Annotated in this window: 11 protein-coding genes and 1 pseudogene; 4 read left to right on the top strand and 8 right to left on the bottom strand. The window is 66.5% G+C overall.

From position 1 onward, the window contains the following. Positions 1–159 precede the first annotated feature (159 nt). Positions 160–1,986: a DNA cytosine methyltransferase gene (gene dcm / locus EV385_RS14920; protein ID WP_130510019.1), complete on the top strand. Its 1,827-nt coding sequence runs from the start codon at positions 160–162 to the stop codon at positions 1,984–1,986. A 9-nt stretch (positions 1,987–1,995) separates the two neighbouring features. Here dcm and EV385_RS14925 read toward each other — a convergent pair whose 3' ends face one another. The 8 genes and pseudogenes from EV385_RS14925 to EV385_RS14960 form a co-directional block, all read right to left on the bottom strand. Next, the gene (locus EV385_RS14925) at positions 1,996–3,321 is read right to left on the bottom strand and encodes an ATP-binding protein (RefSeq protein WP_242624891.1); all 1,326 of its coding nucleotides are present in this window, start codon (positions 3,319–3,321) and stop codon (positions 1,996–1,998) included. Between the two features lie 42 nt (positions 3,322–3,363). After that, positions 3,364–3,822: a very short patch repair endonuclease gene (locus EV385_RS14930; protein WP_242624892.1), complete on the bottom strand. Its 459-nt coding sequence runs from the start codon at positions 3,820–3,822 to the stop codon at positions 3,364–3,366. A gap of 831 nt (positions 3,823–4,653) precedes the next feature. Continuing rightward, positions 4,654–4,948: pseudogene (locus EV385_RS35095) on the bottom strand (transposase); the annotation flags it as partial. Positions 4,949–5,098: 150 nt separating this feature from the next. Continuing rightward, positions 5,099–5,821 (bottom strand): hypothetical protein, encoded by a 723-nt coding sequence (locus EV385_RS14940; RefSeq protein ID WP_130510020.1) that lies wholly within the window; start codon positions 5,819–5,821, stop codon positions 5,099–5,101. Continuing rightward, complete coding sequence (locus EV385_RS14945; protein WP_130510021.1) at positions 5,818–6,480, bottom strand: hypothetical protein; 663 nt, start codon at positions 6,478–6,480, stop codon at positions 5,818–5,820. The genes EV385_RS14940 and EV385_RS14945 overlap by 4 nt, the downstream gene beginning before the upstream one ends. A gap of 116 nt (positions 6,481–6,596) precedes the next feature. After that, a complete protein-coding gene (locus EV385_RS14950; RefSeq protein WP_130510022.1) occupies positions 6,597–8,558 on the bottom strand; it encodes a hypothetical protein in 1,962 nt (653 codons plus the stop codon). Between the two features lie 527 nt (positions 8,559–9,085). After that, a complete protein-coding gene (locus EV385_RS14955; protein ID WP_130510023.1) occupies positions 9,086–9,526 on the bottom strand; it encodes a PIN-like domain-containing protein in 441 nt (146 codons plus the stop codon). Next, positions 9,523–10,149, bottom strand: a complete 627-nt coding sequence (locus tag EV385_RS14960) for a DUF433 domain-containing protein (protein ID WP_130510024.1) — start codon at positions 10,147–10,149, stop codon at positions 9,523–9,525. Before EV385_RS14960 ends, EV385_RS14955 begins: the two co-directional genes overlap by 4 nt. Before the next feature lie 700 nt (positions 10,150–10,849). Here EV385_RS14960 and EV385_RS14965 point away from each other — a divergent pair. The 3 genes from EV385_RS14965 to EV385_RS14975 all read left to right on the top strand — a co-directional run bounded on the left by EV385_RS14965 (position 10,850) and on the right by EV385_RS14975 (position 17,182). Further along, positions 10,850–11,749, top strand: coding sequence for a hypothetical protein (locus EV385_RS14965; protein ID WP_130510025.1), 900 nt, complete (start codon positions 10,850–10,852; stop codon positions 11,747–11,749). Positions 11,750–12,364: 615 nt separating this feature from the next. After that, positions 12,365–16,477, top strand: coding sequence for a Tox-REase-5 domain-containing protein (locus EV385_RS14970; RefSeq protein ID WP_130510026.1), 4,113 nt, complete (start codon positions 12,365–12,367; stop codon positions 16,475–16,477). Between the two features lie 9 nt (positions 16,478–16,486). Further along, positions 16,487–17,182 carry an Imm52 family immunity protein gene (locus tag EV385_RS14975; RefSeq protein ID WP_130510027.1) on the top strand — a complete coding sequence of 232 codons (696 nt, stop codon included), beginning with the start codon at positions 16,487–16,489 and terminating at the stop codon, positions 17,180–17,182. Positions 17,183–17,225: the final 43 nt, after the last annotated feature.

The raw sequence follows: 17,225 nt of genomic DNA on the forward strand, positions 1-17,225 counted from the left end.
CTGCCGGTAACGTGCGTTGCCGTGACCGCGGCTGACGACGATCCCTCCCGTCCGGCGCGTGACCCCTCTGCCCGGCGGGGCGCCTACGGCGTGAGACTCGTTCGCGGACCGTTCGTGCAACTCCCGCAGCACGTTGACGCCTGCGAAGATCCAGCCGGGATGCTGCGCTACGCCGAACAGGCCCGCGGACGCGGCGAAAAGCTGGCGGCCGACCTGTTCAGTGGCGCGGGTGGACTCAGCCTCGGCATGGAGGAGGCCGGCTACCGGGTCGTGCTCGCCGTCGACCACTACCCCGAAGCCGTCGAGACGCACCGGCACCACCACGCCGGGCTGAGCGTCGACTGGGACCTCGGAGACCCCGAGCGAATCCGTCAGGTCGCCGACCTAGTCACGCAGGCCGGTGTCGAACTGCTTGCCGGCGGGCCGCCGTGCCAGCCGTTCTCCAAGGCAGGCCGCTCCATAATCCGGCACAAGGTCCGTCACGGCCTGCGCGACCCGTACGACGAACGCCGCGACCTGTGGCGCTCGTTCCTTGAAGTCATCAACCTGGCGCGCCCTCCCGCCGTGCTCATGGAGAACGTCCCCGACATGGCCCTCGACAAGGAGATGTTCATTCTCCGCACGATGGTCCATGAACTCGAGTCACTGGGCTACGCGGTCGAAGAGCGCGCTGTCGACACGTGGCGCTACGGCGTTCCCCAGTTCCGTCAACGACTCATCCTCGTGGCCCTGCAGGACGGCGTCGCCTTCCAATGGCCCACGGAGTCGCCCGAGCGGCCGACCGTCTGGAACGCCATCAGCGACCTCCCTGAGGTCGAGGGAGGATGGCGTCCGCCCGGCGGCGCCGAGGGCTGGGCCGAGTACGCAGGTCCGAAGACCGACTTCCAGCGGCGGATGCGCCGTAACGTCGCCGCCCGGGACGAAACCAAGGTGTTCGACCACATCACCCGGCCCGTCCGTGAGGATGACCTGGAGGCGTTCCAGCTCATGGACGCCAGCACCCGCTACTCCGACCTGCCGGCCGAAATGAAGCGCTACCGAGACGACATCTTCGACGACAAGTACAAACGTCTCGACATGCACGGCCTGTCGCGCACCATCACGGCGCACATTGCCAAGGATGGCTACTGGTACATCCATCCTGAGCAGCACCGCACCATCACGGTCCGCGAAGCAGCAAGGCTGCAAACGTTCCCCGACGACTTCCGGTTCGCCGGACCGCCCTCGGCGGCGTTCAAGCAGATCGGCAACGCCGTACCCCCGATGCTCGGCGAACATCTGGCGCGGGCCGTGCGCCAGTCGCTGGGCCTAGGCACGCCCGCCCACGTCAGCACCCGTGAGGTCGCCGCCACCCTCGCCGCATGGTTCGAGGGCGACCACGTCAACGGCATCCCCTGGCTGCGCGCACAGACCCGCTGGCAGGTCATCCAGGGCGAAATCCTGCTCGACCGCGCCCATCCCGACGTCATCCGCCAGGTCTGGCGCACGCTGGAGACCTGGCGGCAGCCCCAGGACACCGTCGCCCGTGAGGACGACCTGCGGCGCATCGGTCAATTCATCTCCCGGGAAGCCCGCGCCGACACTGTCGCCCAGCTGGCACGCACCCTCGCCGACAACCCCGCGCTGCTGCGCGACGACGACGCCCTACGCAAGGTGTCTGGACTCCACGAGTCGCTCGCCGATCTGGCCATCCTCGTCGCCCCGGTCGGCGAGGAAGACGATTCGGAGGAACCGGTGCTGGTCACCAAGGGCGTCCTTCGCGTCGCCGCCCGGTTCAGCGGCAATCCCGTGGGCAGCCGCAACCGCCTCACGGATGGACGACTCGAGGTCGCCCGCATGATCGGCATCGACACCGACGCGCGCAGTGCCCACTTGGGCCTCATCGACCTGGCAAATACACTGTGCCGACCTCAGGAGCCGGTGTGCCACGAGTGCCCTCTGGCCAAGAAGTGCATCGAGGCGACCCACTCCGAGCCACTGTTCTGACGGCCCTGCCTACACCGCGCCGAGGCCCAATAGTTCCGCGACTTCGGGCGACTGCCGCCGCACCACGGCCTCAATCTGTTCCCACGCGCTCCACTGGTCCACCTGCATCGCCGCCATCCGCAACGCCAGCCCGGCGTTGGCTGCTGCCTGCGAGACGGCACGCACCTCCGCCGGCGCACCGAGGTCGGCAGGCACGGACGAGCTCTTCCCGCGCGACGTCTTCCGGTAGGCGTCATCAGCCAGCACGCACAGTTCGTTCACTGACGGCTCGATGAACTGACGCAACTGGGCCGGCAGCGTGACACGCATCTTCGCTACGTTGATGTTGAATGCCGCATCCAGATCGGTATCGAACTCAACGGCGGCGCGCGCCAGCTTGGTGTGCTCGTCGATCCCGCGGATGCCGCCCCAGCCTCCCCACTGGACCAGCCGGTCAGCCCGGTACACGTAGAGGCCCTGCTGACGGTTCCAGTTCAACGGCCCGGACAACCGGTCAAATCCTGCCGGATCCTTGAACCGGTCACGAGAAGGGAGGACAAATCGCCGGAGCGCCACCTTCCCGACGGAGCCTGCCGACTCGATCTCGAACCGCTGCGGCGGCAGCTCGACCGTGGCCGGCTCCTGGCTGGCGAACGGATCCCACGGCGTGACCTTCTGCCCGTTGACGGTGATCACCAGTTGCGGTCGTGCAGCGGTACCTTCGATGAAACGGTGGAACACCATGCCGAGATGCTCAGCGGTGCGGACGGCGAGCGCGTCCAGCCGTCGACGAGCCCATCCACCCTCCGGCCGCTTCTCGGGCAGCACTCTGTCCAGCAGCTGCCAGATCACAACCGTTCCGGTACCTTCGGCGAGCCACTGCCGGGCACGCGCGACCGCTGGATCGGCGTTTGAGGGATCGACGATGATCCACTGGTCCCATTCCTCGATGAGGTCGAGGTCCAGCGCTCTGGCGCAGGTACGAACCACCGCCTTGGAACTGCGGCTGACCACGGTCAGCAGACGGCACTGGGAGAGGGACGCGGTCTTCAGGCCGAGCCCGTAGCGTCCCAGCTCGCCGCGGCTATAACCGCGTCGCGTACCGAAACGCAGCGCTTCCAGCAGGGCTGACGGGGACATCCCCAAGCCGTCGTCGGCGACGAAAACCCGTGAATCGGTGCCGTCGTACTCGACCAGAATCTCGACGCGGGTTGCCCCTGCAGCAACGCTGTTGTCCACCACATCGGCCACGGCCGTCGGGAAGTCATAGCCGATGTCCCGCAGCGAGCCACTTAACCGCGCCGCAGACGGCGACACGTCGTACCACGCTCCTGCGGCCACCAGATCCTCCGTCACGTCGTCACTGAGGACCAGGATGCCACAGGCAATCCAAGATCACTAAGACAGACCCTCCGGTGGGGCAAAGAAAGCATGTCGCAGCGACAGATACAGTGCCTCGATCCTGTCGGCGGCCGCGTGCGTGTCCTCGTGCTCCCATACATGAAGCACCCGCCAACCGCACGAAATGAGGAGTTCGTCCTTTTCTCTGTCGCGCTCAACGTTTCTGGAGAGCTTCGCCCTCCACCACTCCGCATTGTTCTTCGGCATGGTCGAGTGTGAGGGACACACGTGCCAGAAGCAGCCGTCAACGAAGATCCCCAGCTTGACCCTGGTGAAGACGATGTCCGGTCGACCGGGTAGCCGACCGTAGTTCACCCTGAAACGCATGCCGCGTCGATGCAGCTCACGTCGCAGGAGCATCTCCGGCTTGGTGCGTTCCCGCGGCATCCGCTGCATCTGGGCCGAGACGGCCTCATTCAGCGCCGCTGGGGTACGGCTCATGGGTCGTCCAGCCACTTCTCAACTGTAGTGGCTACAGGGCTGATGGAGCTGTCGGCGACGGGGGCTGTTCGTTGCGGCAACGGACCACGGAGACCTCTTTCGATCTGCGGCGACCGCATCACTACCGCGGCGTGCTTCGACCGACCAGTCGGTGCTGCGAGCGGATTCACACCGTTGTCAGCGTGCGTCGCATTCGGGGGGCGGGTCGTGAACGTCACGGCGCGCGCGACAAAGCAGTGATGTGGGGCAGCGGACAGATTGGCATGAGGTCGACAATGTAGCGTGTTGGCCTTTGCGCCCAGTCGAACCGCGGTTCGGGTCGGAAACTCATCGCCGACAGGCGAGCCGCACCACCACACCTACTTCGGAGGCCCGCTCCTACACTCCTCCAGAGCGGAAGGATGGACATGAAGACTTCTTCCAATAACGTTTCGAGCTGATTCGGGTTGGGTGCGGAAAAGCGGATGAGCACCGCCAGACGGAGGATACTCTTCGTGGCGGCACGCACCATTTACTGCCGCTGGGAGAATCCCTGATTAAGCCCGATAACACGGAGGAGGGCATTGGCAATACCCTGTGCGAGACGTGCATCTCCACCGATTGTCGAATTTAACCAAGTCGACGACCTCGTTCTCATTCAACTTGCTTCTGGCATTCTTGCCTAATACGTGCGCCCGCGCCCACAACCGCCCGAATAGGTGTCGATTGGCACTGCTGATTAGAAGGTCGCTCCCACCCGATCAACCGGTCACGAGCGCGTTTAGGAAATCTCCAGACTGCAACATGCGGCAGGAGGACCGAAGCTAGGAAGGACCAGACGCCGCCAGTGGGGGTTCAGCGGGGCACCGACCGGAACCGTTGCCGCTGCCCCGTCTGCTCATCGACGCGCTTGTCGTTGACCCGCGGTGCCCGCACCTCCACCGCGCCGGCAGCAGTCATCACCTCCCGCGGCTGCGCGTACCCGTTGCGGACCACCAACCGCAGCGCCGTCGTCCCGCTTACCAGTCAGCTCGCTGAGGTAAGCGTCCACCTCCGCCTCCAACGCAGCGGCCAACATCCGCCGCGCACCCTCCCGCACCACGTTATCCAGCAGCGAGACGTCCCCACGCTGCGCCCCGTCCTCGGCGACTACCGTCAGCACCGGGCGTACCTTCCCGACCGACGCGCCAACGTCGGCCTTGCTGGAGATCCAATCCGATCATCGGGGAAGGTACGCCCTTCCCGACCGATCCGCAGGTCTCAAGCATTTCTCTCCCGCAGCGCGGAGCGATTCGCATTCACCCAGTCGCGACTACGCTGCCCGGAATCGTGCGAACTCGGCAGGTAACAGTTCGAGCATCCGACTACTGGGCATTCCGTGGATATCCCATGTGAGGTCGAATTGGTTGAGCACGGCTGCGAGACGGCGGGCTGAGCCTCCGCCCTTCGTCGCCGCGCCGCGCTTGATCTTCTGGGTGGCTGGGTCGTAGTAGAGCTCGGTGATGGCCTGTAACAAGTTCCGGTTGACGATGAACTCTTGGCGCGAGGCGAACTGCTCGACCACGTCGCCGGGTGCGTTCACCGGCGTCGCCAGCACGGCCATGGCCAAGTCGGGATTCTCTCGATGCGCTTTGTAGATCCGGTACGGGCCGGCCAATAGGTGGCGGTAGTACCGTCGGTAGTCGTCCGCGGAAAGGATCCACCGAGCCTGCTCACCCAGGCTTCTACCCTTTTCTCCCTCGGGCGCGAGGATGTCGATCCAAGCCAGCGCCAGCCAGCTCCACAGCCCCTCGTTCCGCTCGATGTCACCGAGCTGTTCGGCGTACGGGCGCAGTGCCTCGAAGAAGTACTCGGCGGATTCCCGACGGTTCATCAATGGAGTAATCTCCAACACCGGCCGGCCAGGGACGATATCCGTCAACCCTGGATCATCACGAAGGGCGGCCACGTCGACGGAATGCCCGCTACGAATTTCGTCCAGTGCGTCACCGAATTGTTTGATGCCTGCCGGCCGGAATGTTCGCAAGTGGATCATTGCTCCGCCTCCGTATCGATAACCGCCAAGAGATCATCGAACAGGTGCGCGCGGCGCGTGAAGGCGAAAACCACCTCGTCTACCCAGGTTTCGAACTTGTCCTCCTCATGCGCCTGCGGAGTCGGCCATCCCAACCCTTCGACGAAGCGTTTCCAGGGCCACACCGGATCCCCCGGTTCGGCTTCGTCGACGTCCTGCTGGCGCAGCATCCAGATTGCAATCTCGCGAAGCACAGCAGGCAGAACGAGCGCCCTGAACTCCGCCGAGCCGACGAAGTCTCTCCAGTTGGGCAGATTTCGGTTGACGTACACGATGGGCCTGTCGTCGCTGGTATCGAGCTTCCACGTCAACTGCTCGAGATCCTGGGCCTTAAATGGAAGGATCGATTCCCGTGCGGCCGCCCCCGTCGTCGGTGACTCTCCCTCGCCTGCGTCATGTGGGACGCGCAGCCGATCGGCGACCGCGAGCAGCTTCCCGAGGTCTGCCTCACTGTCTCCGATGACCTTGACTCGGAAGCCGATTCCTTGATGCGAGTCGAACTCCGTTAATGCAACGTTATCGAGGTGGACGATGTCTCCCACGCGGCCACACTGGAAGCGCATGTAGTTCGTCTGATTCTGGGCCTCAACGATCACCCGCGCGTCCGACGGCAGGCCCATGTCGTCGACGTTAAGGCGGCTTGTGCTGAGACGGAGGTCTTGCGGCGATCCGCTCGTGCTCAACGCGACACGGTTCCCGTCCAAGCGGAGACGTCCCGTGTAGTTCAATCTGGCGGTCATACGGCACCGCCTCGCCGTGCACGTACCTTCAGGTCGCGGTTCGCATCGAAACCCCTGACTTGGAGGCGGAAGTCGCCTTGGTCGTCGACCCGAACGGTAAGCGTGTTGCCATACTGGTCTATGACCTGGCCGCCAGATGCCTCGATCTGTAGAGCGGACAGCTTGAAGTCCTCGGCGCTCCATTTTTGGAAGGGGTCGCCGCGCCGAACATCGTAGGCGGCTGCTACCTCCATGGTCTCGACGCCAGCTCCCTCCCCGACGATCTCGACGGCGAATCCGCCGTCGATCCGGGATACTTGAATGCGGCGTCGACTGGGTCCCCCGGGGCTGCGTCGGCCGTCACCTCGGGGCTGCCTACCTCGCTCGGGCGGGACCCCCTCCCGACGTCCGGATCCTGCGCCCCCTTCCGAAGGTTGACCGTGACCGGATCGTGTGGGCTCTTCGTCGCTTCCGTCCTCACCGTCACCATCGGGTTTAGGCTCCGGACCCAGCAGTTCGGCCGGAACTGAGAAGAGGTCGGCGGCAAGTGTGGGATCCTCCTCGTCCTCCTCGCCCTGCACAATCCGGAGAAGTTCGGCGGGTGCCTTCTTGACGAAGGAGATCCAGTCCCGCCCATGCGCGTAGTTGCCAGTGAACTTCGCGCTCCTGGCCGACCAGTCGACGTGTGCGGGACCTTCCGCATCGCCGAGCATTCGGGCAAGGCTTTCTTCCCGGATCAAGACAGCGGCACGCACACCCGAGATAGGACACATGACTCTGGGGACGATCAGGCCTTCACGAGCGAAGAGAGCGTGCCCGCGGCGGCCGGGCTCTGGCTGCAGGAAGACGTCGAAGTACGAATCTGAGACCTGCCGCGGGTTCTTCATCTCCACCCGCACCGGCACCCGGAATGCGACTAACTCACCAGCGGCGAGTGCTGCCTTTGCCGCGTGCTGGTCATCGAGCTTGACGAGGTCCGGTTCCCATGCGGGGGCGCCGTCCTGTTCCTTCACCTGCACGTAGTGACTTTCCGGGATATCGAGCGCCGCGTTGATGAACGTCACATTGGCCCGAATTTCGTCATCCAAATCGGCGGACAGCTCCGGCAGGCTCTCATGATCGATCTGGACCGGTTCGTAGTCGCCGTCCTCGACGCTGGCCACCAACTCGCCCGTTAGGATCGCGATGAAATAGTCCTGAATAATGGCTTCGATCAAGCTTTCGGCATCGAAGTTCGCAACCACAAAGGGAATTACGATGCTCAGTCCCGGGTCATCATCGGCCCTTACTACATTCCATGTATTCTTGAAAGCATTGATGGTTCTCCGGTCGCTGACCGGAACGTGCACCCCGCCGAGGTACTTCCCCCACCATCCGTCCGGCTCGTATGGCGTTCCGTCGATGGTGTGGTTCGGCGCGATGGCCTGCCCCATCAGCAGGGGGCCAGGCGGATGATCCTCTGCTCGCACAGTGAGGCCGAAGAAAGCGCGAATACCACTTGCGCGAGGAAATACCAGCTTGCCGATACCCCAACGTCCGCGGTCCGATCCTGATTTCCCCGACTTCCCTTCCGCCCTGAAAAAGTAGAAAAAGTCGTTCCGGTCATCGAGGTCTGGCACCCAAGCCGCGGGATCACCTCGCAGCCCGCCGGTATTGAAGTCCTCCACTACGAGGTACCGGCACGGTTCGCCTTCGTGCTCAGCCGCTTCAGGCATCGCTTCCTGGAGGTGTGGCCAGATACCTTCAAAGTAGCGAGCCGCACTTCCAGGTGGAACTGCATGCTCGTCCCCTGAAACGTAGAAGCGCACCCAGGCGGGCTCTCCCTTGTCCCACGTTGCATCCAGGATGTTCTGGACCGCCTCCCGCACGAAAGCAGCGAGCGCGTCACGAATCGACGCGTCGTTGAAGAACTCGTCGGGAACAGGCTCACGCAGCTTGCTGCCGGGTTGCCGCTCCAGGTATTCCCACTGCTTCGCCATAGCCCCGCGCTCCCCATACTGCGGCAACAGTTGAGTGGTTCCGAACGATCGTACCGGGGGCGGCGACAGGATGGTGGAGGTCTGCTAGGGCGCGCCACCTACCCCTTCGAAGCCCTCCAGCTGACAACGGACGGGAACCGCTGCGGTGGAAGGTGCCTTCCGATCGACGTCCACAGATCGGGAAAGGGCGGCGACGGCCGTGCGTTCGTGTCACAGGCGGTTCTCAGGCTGTCGGACTGACCCTCGCCAAAGTAGCCCGAAGCGTGACTCGCGTACGCAGCACCACTTTGACATCGACCGAAGGCTTATGCCTGCGGATGATGAGGGTCTATGCCGGGGAGCGTCTGCTAGGACGCTTGGAGGTGGCAGGTCTGGATGCTTGAGTGCACCCGGATAGAGACCTCTTGAGGGGCAGTTCCGATCCGACGCGCAGGCGACCATTTCGGTCGGGCCCGGCAAGCGGTTTCGAACTGGAGGCGCACGTTTGTGCTCTTCCTCGAAGTCTGCTGGGCCCGCAGCTGTCTTGATCAGGTGAGCGGGATCGCCCTGATGGTGGTGCGGGTCGCGGCGTAGATGAACGGCGGTGTTTCGGACCAGCATCGCTCGATGTCTCGCCAACGGCACAGGACAACCTCGAGCTGAGCGAACACGCTTCCCGCATCCGCGCCCGTCAACGCGACCATCCTGGCCCGGTGTTCCCGGACCGCGGCAATCTCCAACCGGTGCTCCTGGATATGCCGATCGCGGGTGATGATCAGCCAACCCCGGGCGGCTACCTCCGGAATCCACTGCGTGTCCTTGACAGCCGGCGAGGTGATCGGGCAGGCCGGTCGGGACCGCTTGTGGATCACAGCCCCAGGGTCGCCCGGATATGTGACATCGGAACGAAGATTGGCAAGCACCCTGGCGAGACCGAGAAGATCCGCGTCAACGTAGAACCGGACCTCGGCGGGCTTGATCCTGCTCACGCCGCGCGCGAGGCATTCGCGCGCTGGGAGAGTTCGTACGCCAACGCCCACCGCACGTCGGGCACGTCGAGCTGGTACATCCCGGCGATCTCCTCGACGTCCAGGCCCGCGTCGTCCTGCTCCCACACCACCTCTGTACTGATGCCCTTCACCGACGGCTTACCGAACCGCACATCGGGCAGAATCCGCACCGGGGACTGCGGATCCGACGCTGGCCGCCACCCGGCCGCCACGTCACCATCCCAGGTGACCCGCTCCACGAACGCCGCCGACGGCGGCGTCAACAGCAACTGGTCACCGACGACAGCGACAAGACAGTAGTCCGGATCGAGCCCGGCCACGGCCTGAGCCTCCAGGACCAGCTTGCGGCCCGCGACGTAGGGACGGCGGTCGGCCAGCGGATACGGCACGTCGAATTTCTCCCGAAGAAGATCGATGAAGGCCCGCAGCTCCACCATCGGCACACCGTGCGTACGCCGATACTCCCGCAGCAGTCCCGCCTCGACGAACTCTGCCCAAGTCACCGACCGGCCACTACGCGACTCCGCCCGCAGCACCGGCTTGTAGCTGCGACCCCGACGCTCGCCGCCCTCCAGCCAGTAGTGCAGCGTCGACTGGGGCACCCGTAACAGTCGGGCCGCCTCCGACTCCGAGAAAACCTCACGTTCCAGGACGCTTACCACATGGGCAGTCTCCCACGTGAGGCCCTCATTGGTGCACATGCCTGGGACGGTCGCGGTCAGCGGAGTCAAACGGCTTCGCTGCGGCGCTCATCCGTGCGGCTGACGGTGATCAAGATGCTCGAGGTGGACCGTCCACTCGGTGGGCTCTCATCCGGTTTCGCGACGAGATGTGGTCGGCGTGACCCATGGGGACAGCCCGAGGCCTCGCCCCATTAGGGTCTGACTGTCGCCCGGCGCGGCCGTACGCCATCCACGGGATCTGCGCGACAAGCCGACGTCGTCCTCGTGCCGTCCGGGCAACGGACTCGTGACGCGTCCCTCCCCAGTGCGATATCAAGCAGGTCGATGCTTGCCCGGAGGTGCGCCGGCCGCGTAGCGTCGGAGACGGACGTCGGCTTGCCCGAACGACCGCTCTGATAATGATTCGCCGCGTGAGACTGCGGAGCCTGACGAGTCGGCCATCGATGCCGAGAGGCTGAAACCCCGCCAGCGGCACTCCTCACCTTCTTCATTTCCCGTGGCCCCGGCACGTCGGCCGTCCGTCCCGCCGTCCCTATCTCCGGTGGGCGTTGCCCGGTGCTGCCCCGCGTACAAGTCCGAGGCAGCAGGGGCACGACACCGAACCTGCGAGGAGCGCCCGATGGTTTCGTACGTGTTCCGCTCGGCTCCCGAACCCCCGGCGTCGAGGCAGTGGCTGGCCCACCGATTCCCGCACCGCACCAAGCTGGTTACCGACTTGCGCCAGCGCATCCAGCGCGCGCCGAATCCGATCACCGCTAGCCCGCCCGACCCACGGCATTTCGGGCTTGCGGTCGAAAGGACTCTCGCCCTCGACCTGTGCGTCACGCCGCCGTACCCCGACCTGTTCGCCCGCCTTCCCGCAGATGCTCGCCGCATACTGTTGACCACCGCCGGATACCGGCCTCACCCGGTGGAGGCGGACCAGCCATGGATCAGAACTTGCGGTGGCGTGCTGGCGGGCCGACTGTTCACGGTCGGTAGCCTGCTCACCGACCTCGACCACGTTCTGCGGCAACTCCAGGTGGCTTCGCCCGACGACGCCCACCGGAAGCTGCGGGCCCCACTGCGGCACCGCGAGACCCTCGCCATCCTGGCTGGCGCAACGCGGGCCGCCCGACCTGCGTTCAAGGAATTCTGGACCAGCTACCTCGCCGGATTTCGGGACGCGCTGAACAGCTATGGCCCGGTGGTCGCCGCCCCCGTGCTGCTCGACGGCCTACGGGTCGCAGACCTGATCGCCGGAACGACAGTCGTTGAACTCAAGACTGGACACCTCGACGACACGAAACAGTTCCACGACCTCGTCGACCAGGTCCTCACCTATGCGTTGCTGGCACCGCCCAGTGGACACCCCGTCACCGCGGTCGTGATCTACCTTGCTCGCTACCACGTCATGGCCCGCTACCCGGTCGACGTCCTCGCCGCCGACCTCGCCGGGGCACCCGTCGACCTCGCCGAGGCCGGTGAACATCTTGGCACGCTGATCCGCGCCGAGCAGGCACCTGTAGCTACCGCGTGAGCTTGAAGACCGCCCGGCGGGCCACCGGCGCCGACTGACGCATCGCCCTCCCGGCGGCTGCCGATGGCCCGGCAGGCCGGATTGGTAGCCGCTGCCACAGCTGGCGCGGTCCGTCCTGGACGCGGGAAGGTGGCAATTACGTGCTGGCATCGGCCAAGTCAGAGCGGAGCAGGCTTTTTCTCGATGTTGCCGCCGCGATCGGGGAGGATGTTCGCCGATGCCGTTGTCAGCGATCGTGGCTGGGACGGGTATCGGCGTCCTGGCTGGTGCTGGAAGCCTGGGCGCACAACTGGCGAACTTGGGATGACCAGCGGTGAGGCGGCTCAGGAGCGCCGAAACGGGGAAGGTGCGACTCCAAGTGATTGTGGCTGGCTTGATCGCAGGCACGGCGCTGCCACGCACGCTGGCGATACGAGCCGAACCGTAGCGCGCGTCGGCGGTCGGCATTGTCGTCCGGTTGGTAGGTGTCGTCCAATGTCGTGCATGTGCGGATGAAGGCTGACGATCCGTTGACGACTCGTGGCGCGGAGTGATCTACTCAGGACTCATTCGACGTCCATGGATGGACCGGTGGCGTCGCGGTGGCTGTCTGCGTTCCTCACGGGGGTAAGCAACGTGCATAGGGTCTGGCGCTTCGTCCTGCGCAAGAACGGTGGCCGGCGTCCGCTGGCGTCGGTGGTGCTGCTGGTCGGAACGCTGGTGATGGCGTTGACCGTGTCCGCGGCGCAGCCGCCACCGATGACGCGGACGTCCGGTAACGCGCTTCCACAGCTGCACTGGTCGCTGTGGCCGCAATGGGACGTGAATAACCGTCCCGACCGGGGCCGGTTCACCATGACGAACTGGTCGCTGATCCCGCGGGAGGTGGGCGGCGAGCAAGAGCGTCAGTGGCAATGCCAGATGGGCGCGGAGTTGCACCACGGCGGACCGCGTTCGCAGGCACTCGCGGCGTCGTCGTTGCTGCAGGCAGCCAGGGATCCGAAGGACCTGGACGGCGACTTCGACGCCGCGCGCCGCGCCGATGTGGCCGAGTACCCGCTGACGGACAAGCGTGTTCCGCAGGAGACCGCGTGGAAGGCGCAGTTGGCGCCGCTGCCTGGGGCAGACGTGATCCCACCCGGTCTGGGCTATCCGTCGGACACGTTCCTTTGGGAACACATCAACTTCGACCGTGCCTACGACATCGTCCCGATAGCCAGCGCGGAGACGGCGACCAAGACCCACGACCTCATTGCCGCGAAGCTGAACAGCGATCCGTTCCTGCAGGCGCTCGCCGCCTACTTCGATGATGTGTTCGTTCTGATGGGCGCCCCGCCGGGAAGCGGCAAGGCCTACACCCCGGAGGCGCTGAAGGACGTTTCGGCCGATGACGCTCGCCGTTTCCTGCAGTACGGCGGTTTTCCCCGAGTAGCACCCGAGCGCGGCACCCCGGAATTCCGCGTCGAGGTGGAGTCGATCAAGGCGCGCTGGGCGTCGTGCGACATCACCAACCCCGCCGACCCGTACCACGTGCTCAGCGACGTGGTCGCGACCGCACAGTCGGAATGGGACGCGGAGCGCGGTGCCCAGGCCGGCGACCGCAAGACGATTGTGGACGCGCACATCGCCACCTGGAACCAGATGCGCCTGGCCAACGAGGCCATGATCGAGTCGATCGGTCAGGCCTGGGTCGCCGAACGCGCTCTGGCCTGGCAGCGCAACAAGCTGTCGTCGGGGCACCCGCTCACCCCCAGTGAGCAGACCGCACTGAACAATGTGATCAAGGATGCGCAGAACAGGATCGGCGTCCAGGTCGGCAAGGCCAATCAGAACGTCACCGCCGCCACGGCCGAGGGCAACAAGGCCGACGCGGCGCAAGCCAGCGCGAACACGAAGGCCGCCGCGGCGGGCGTCCCACCAGGCCGCGGTCTGACCTACGCCCACCAGTCCGTTCAGGTCACCAAAGCCCTGACCGGCGCGGCCACGGCCGCCGCGGGCGCGGCGAACACCGCGTGGCGGGCGTCGAAGACGACCGGGACGGACAGCGACGCCCTGTGGGCGCAGGCGCAGGCAGAGATGCGGGCCGTGCAGGCCCAGTTCCGCCGGCAGGCAGCCGAGTACGCCCAGTACGAGGCGCACCAGGCGTCGACGCTCGCGTCAGGGCAGGCGCAGATCGCCGCGGACATGGCGGTCCGGGCCCACGACGACCGGGTCAAGGCCGAGGCCGCCGAAGACATCGCGAAGACCAAGGCCGCGGACGCGCACGCCAAGATGCTCGCGGCCAAGACCGAACGCGACAACGCCGCCAGCAAGCGCGCCGAGGCCGACAACCAGCGGGACAAGGCGGCCGCCGCGCAGACCCGCGCCGAGCAGCAGCGCGACGTCGCGACAAGCAAGAACCAGCAGGCGCAGTCCCAGGCCGACATTGCGTCCCGTAAACGGCAGGACGCCGAGCAGGCCGAGCGGCACGCCAGCGACATGCGCAACACCGCGGTCAACGCCTCGATCGACGCGAACGCGCTCGAGGCACGGGCCGCAGCGGCGGAGTCCTACGCCGCAGCCGCGGACTCCGACGACGACGCTCAGGAGGCGCGCGCGGCGGCGACCGAGTCCCGCGCCGCCGCGAACGCCGCGACAACCGCCGCGCGCAACGCCCGTGCCGCCGCCGACCAGGCCACCGCGGCGGCGGTCGCCGCACGGAAGGCCGCCACCGAGGCGCAGGCCGCCGCCGACCGGGCCAAGGCCGACGCCGATAAGGCCAAGGCCGACGCCGCAGCCACCAACGCCCAGATGCTGAAGGCGCACCTCGCTGCTGCCGACGCGATTGCCGCGTCCGACGCCGCCGCCAAGGCGGTCGAGCAGGCCAAGCAGCAAGCAGCGGTGGCCGCCGCTGCCGCGCAGCGGGCACGAGACGAGGCCCAGGCCGCGCGGACGCAGGCGAACCTGTCCCTGCAGGACGCCGCGGTGGCGCAGGGCCGGGCCACCGCAGCTTCTGACCAGGCCGCCGCGACCCGCGACGCCGCGCTGCAGACCTACGCGGCTGCCGACAACGCGGTCGCGATGGGCCGTCCGTTCGTCCAGACCGACACCTCCGCCGGCATGGCCGTGCTGGTTGGCCAGGACGCTAAGACCGCCGCCGAGCAGCAGTCCGCCGCCGCCGACGCCAAGTCGGCGGAAGCGACCCGCGCTGCGCAGGCCGCCCACGACGCGGCCGGCCGGGCGTCCGCCGACGCGAAGGCAGCGGCCGAGGCGGCTGCCAAGGCCGCCGACGACGCGAAAGCCGCCTGGCAGAGCGTCAAGGATGCCGCCAAGTCCGCTGCCCAGGCCGCGCGGGAAGCCGCAGCGGCGGCCTCGGCCGATGCCCGGACCACCCAGTACAACGCCCAGGCCCAACAGGACGCCGCGGCCGCCGCGCAGTACGCGACCGAGGCGGCCAACGAGGCCAGTGCCGCCTGGGCCGCCGCCGACGAGGCCGAACGCGACGCCGCCGCCGCGCGCGCCGCCGCCGACAGCGCAGAAGCGGCCGCCGCCGACGCCCGCGACGCCGCCGACCGCGCCGAACGCGACGCCGAGGCCGCCGAGGCCGCCGCGGCCCGTGCTCTCGAAGACGCCCAGCAGGCCCAGCAGGCTGCGGAGCAGGCCGAACGTAACGCCGACAACCAGGCTCGCGCCGCGATGGCGGTGAACTCGCCGACCGGTGAGGGCAGTGTCCAGGCGCTGCCGCACGTCACCGACCAGATCGTCAGCCAGACACCGATCGTGTGTCCGCCACTGAGTGGATCGCGGTACTGCGAGACGACCGTCAAGCACCACATCACCGGCACCATCGACTTCGTCCTGGTCACCTGCCCCGACCTGAACGACACGACCTGTCCGGGCAGTGCCGTCACCGACCAGATCGCCACCGTGCCGGTCGACACGTACCACGAGCAGACCGCGCAGCTCGACCGCAGCGACGTGCTGAACATTGCCCAGCACCTGGTCGACGCGATGATCAGCGACTACGTCACCTGTGCCAAGGGCGTCACCATCACCGACGGGCGACTCGATACCGGCCAGGCCAAGGACTGGGCTGTCTCCTGCGCCTGGGTCTCCGCTGACATTGTCCTGCCTGCCGCGGTCGGCGGCGCCGCCCGCGGGATCAAGGCCATGCGGATCGCGGCCCGCACCGGCGCCGGGGTCGGTGAAGCCTACGAGGCGATGCGGGCGACCGACATTTCCACGGCCACCCTCACCAAGCTTGAAGACGACATCTACCACGGGCTCCAGTCGAGCTGCTTCGGAACGGCCGCCCCGGCGCGGCTGACCGCCGCCGCGAAGGCTGCGGCGGCCACGTCCAGGAAGGCCATGGCCGCCAATGCCGGCTGCTGGGTCGACCTCAGCGGTCCAGGTACCTGGAGCCGCGTCTACGAGAGCATGTCCGCGCGGGCCGCCGCGTACCAGGGACGAATCACCGGGGTTCCCCACGGCATCGGCTACAGCCTCAACGGCGTCAAGTTCGACGGCTTCCGCGCCGGCGTACTCATCGACGCCAAGGGACCGGGCTACGCGACCTTCGTCAAGGACGGACGTTTCGTCGGCTGGTACAAGGGCGCAGACGCCCTCGTCGATCAGGCAGAAAGGCAACTCAGGGCCGCTCACGGCGCCAAGATCGAGTGGCATGTCGCGGAGCCGGACGCCGCGACCGCCATTGCTAACCTCTTCACCGACCAGGGGATCTCTGGAATCAAGATCGTCGTTGTGCCGTAGGGGGTCGGGATGGCAGACCGGTTTTTCGTGGGTGCCTATTGGGGTGCCCGTGCCGAGACGTCGGGGCAGTGCGCGGCCCGGCTCGAAGCCTGCCTGACGAGCCTCGGCAATACTCACGAGCTCCTGTCGCGCTGGTATCGCAAGGGATCGAGCCGAGCAGCTGCCCGCCAGCCGATTGACACCGACGTGCAGAGTCTGGATGCGCTGCTGTTGGCCGGCCGCAACCGCACTGACGTCGGCGGTGAGGTCATCGCGGACCTCGGGTTCAGAGTCAGCGCGTGGAACAACAACTCCTTGTCGGCGTCATTTAGCACGAAGTGCGGCGCTGCGCCGACGGTCGAAGGGATCATGAACCACTTCTTTCTGGAATTGCCGGAGGTATCCGACGCGACGACTGATCTCTACGACGCCCGGAGCGCGAACCGGATTCTCGCGTCGGTGATCGAGTTTTGGCAGCCGGACTGGGCGACCTTCGCCAGTTTCACCATGCGCGATCATCAGAAGGCCGAGGCTGGCCGCCCCTTCGCCGGATGGCAGACCTACCTCAGCCAGGCTCCTGCACTATCCCCACCGCCAGGCATCCGAGCTGAGCAGACCAACGGTGGAGGGGTCCTGATCACCGCGGGAACCGACCCCCTGCACGTGACAGAATCCGATCTCTCCGCCGCCATCACCTACCTCGGCGCAACCCTGGACGCCAAGTAGACGACGCCGCCGCTGGCACTGGGGACAGGCCACCGCCGCAATC

This window comes from Krasilnikovia cinnamomea, from assembly GCF_004217545.1.
GTDB classification, from domain to species: Bacteria; Actinomycetota; Actinomycetes; order Mycobacteriales; family Micromonosporaceae; genus Actinoplanes; species Actinoplanes cinnamomeus.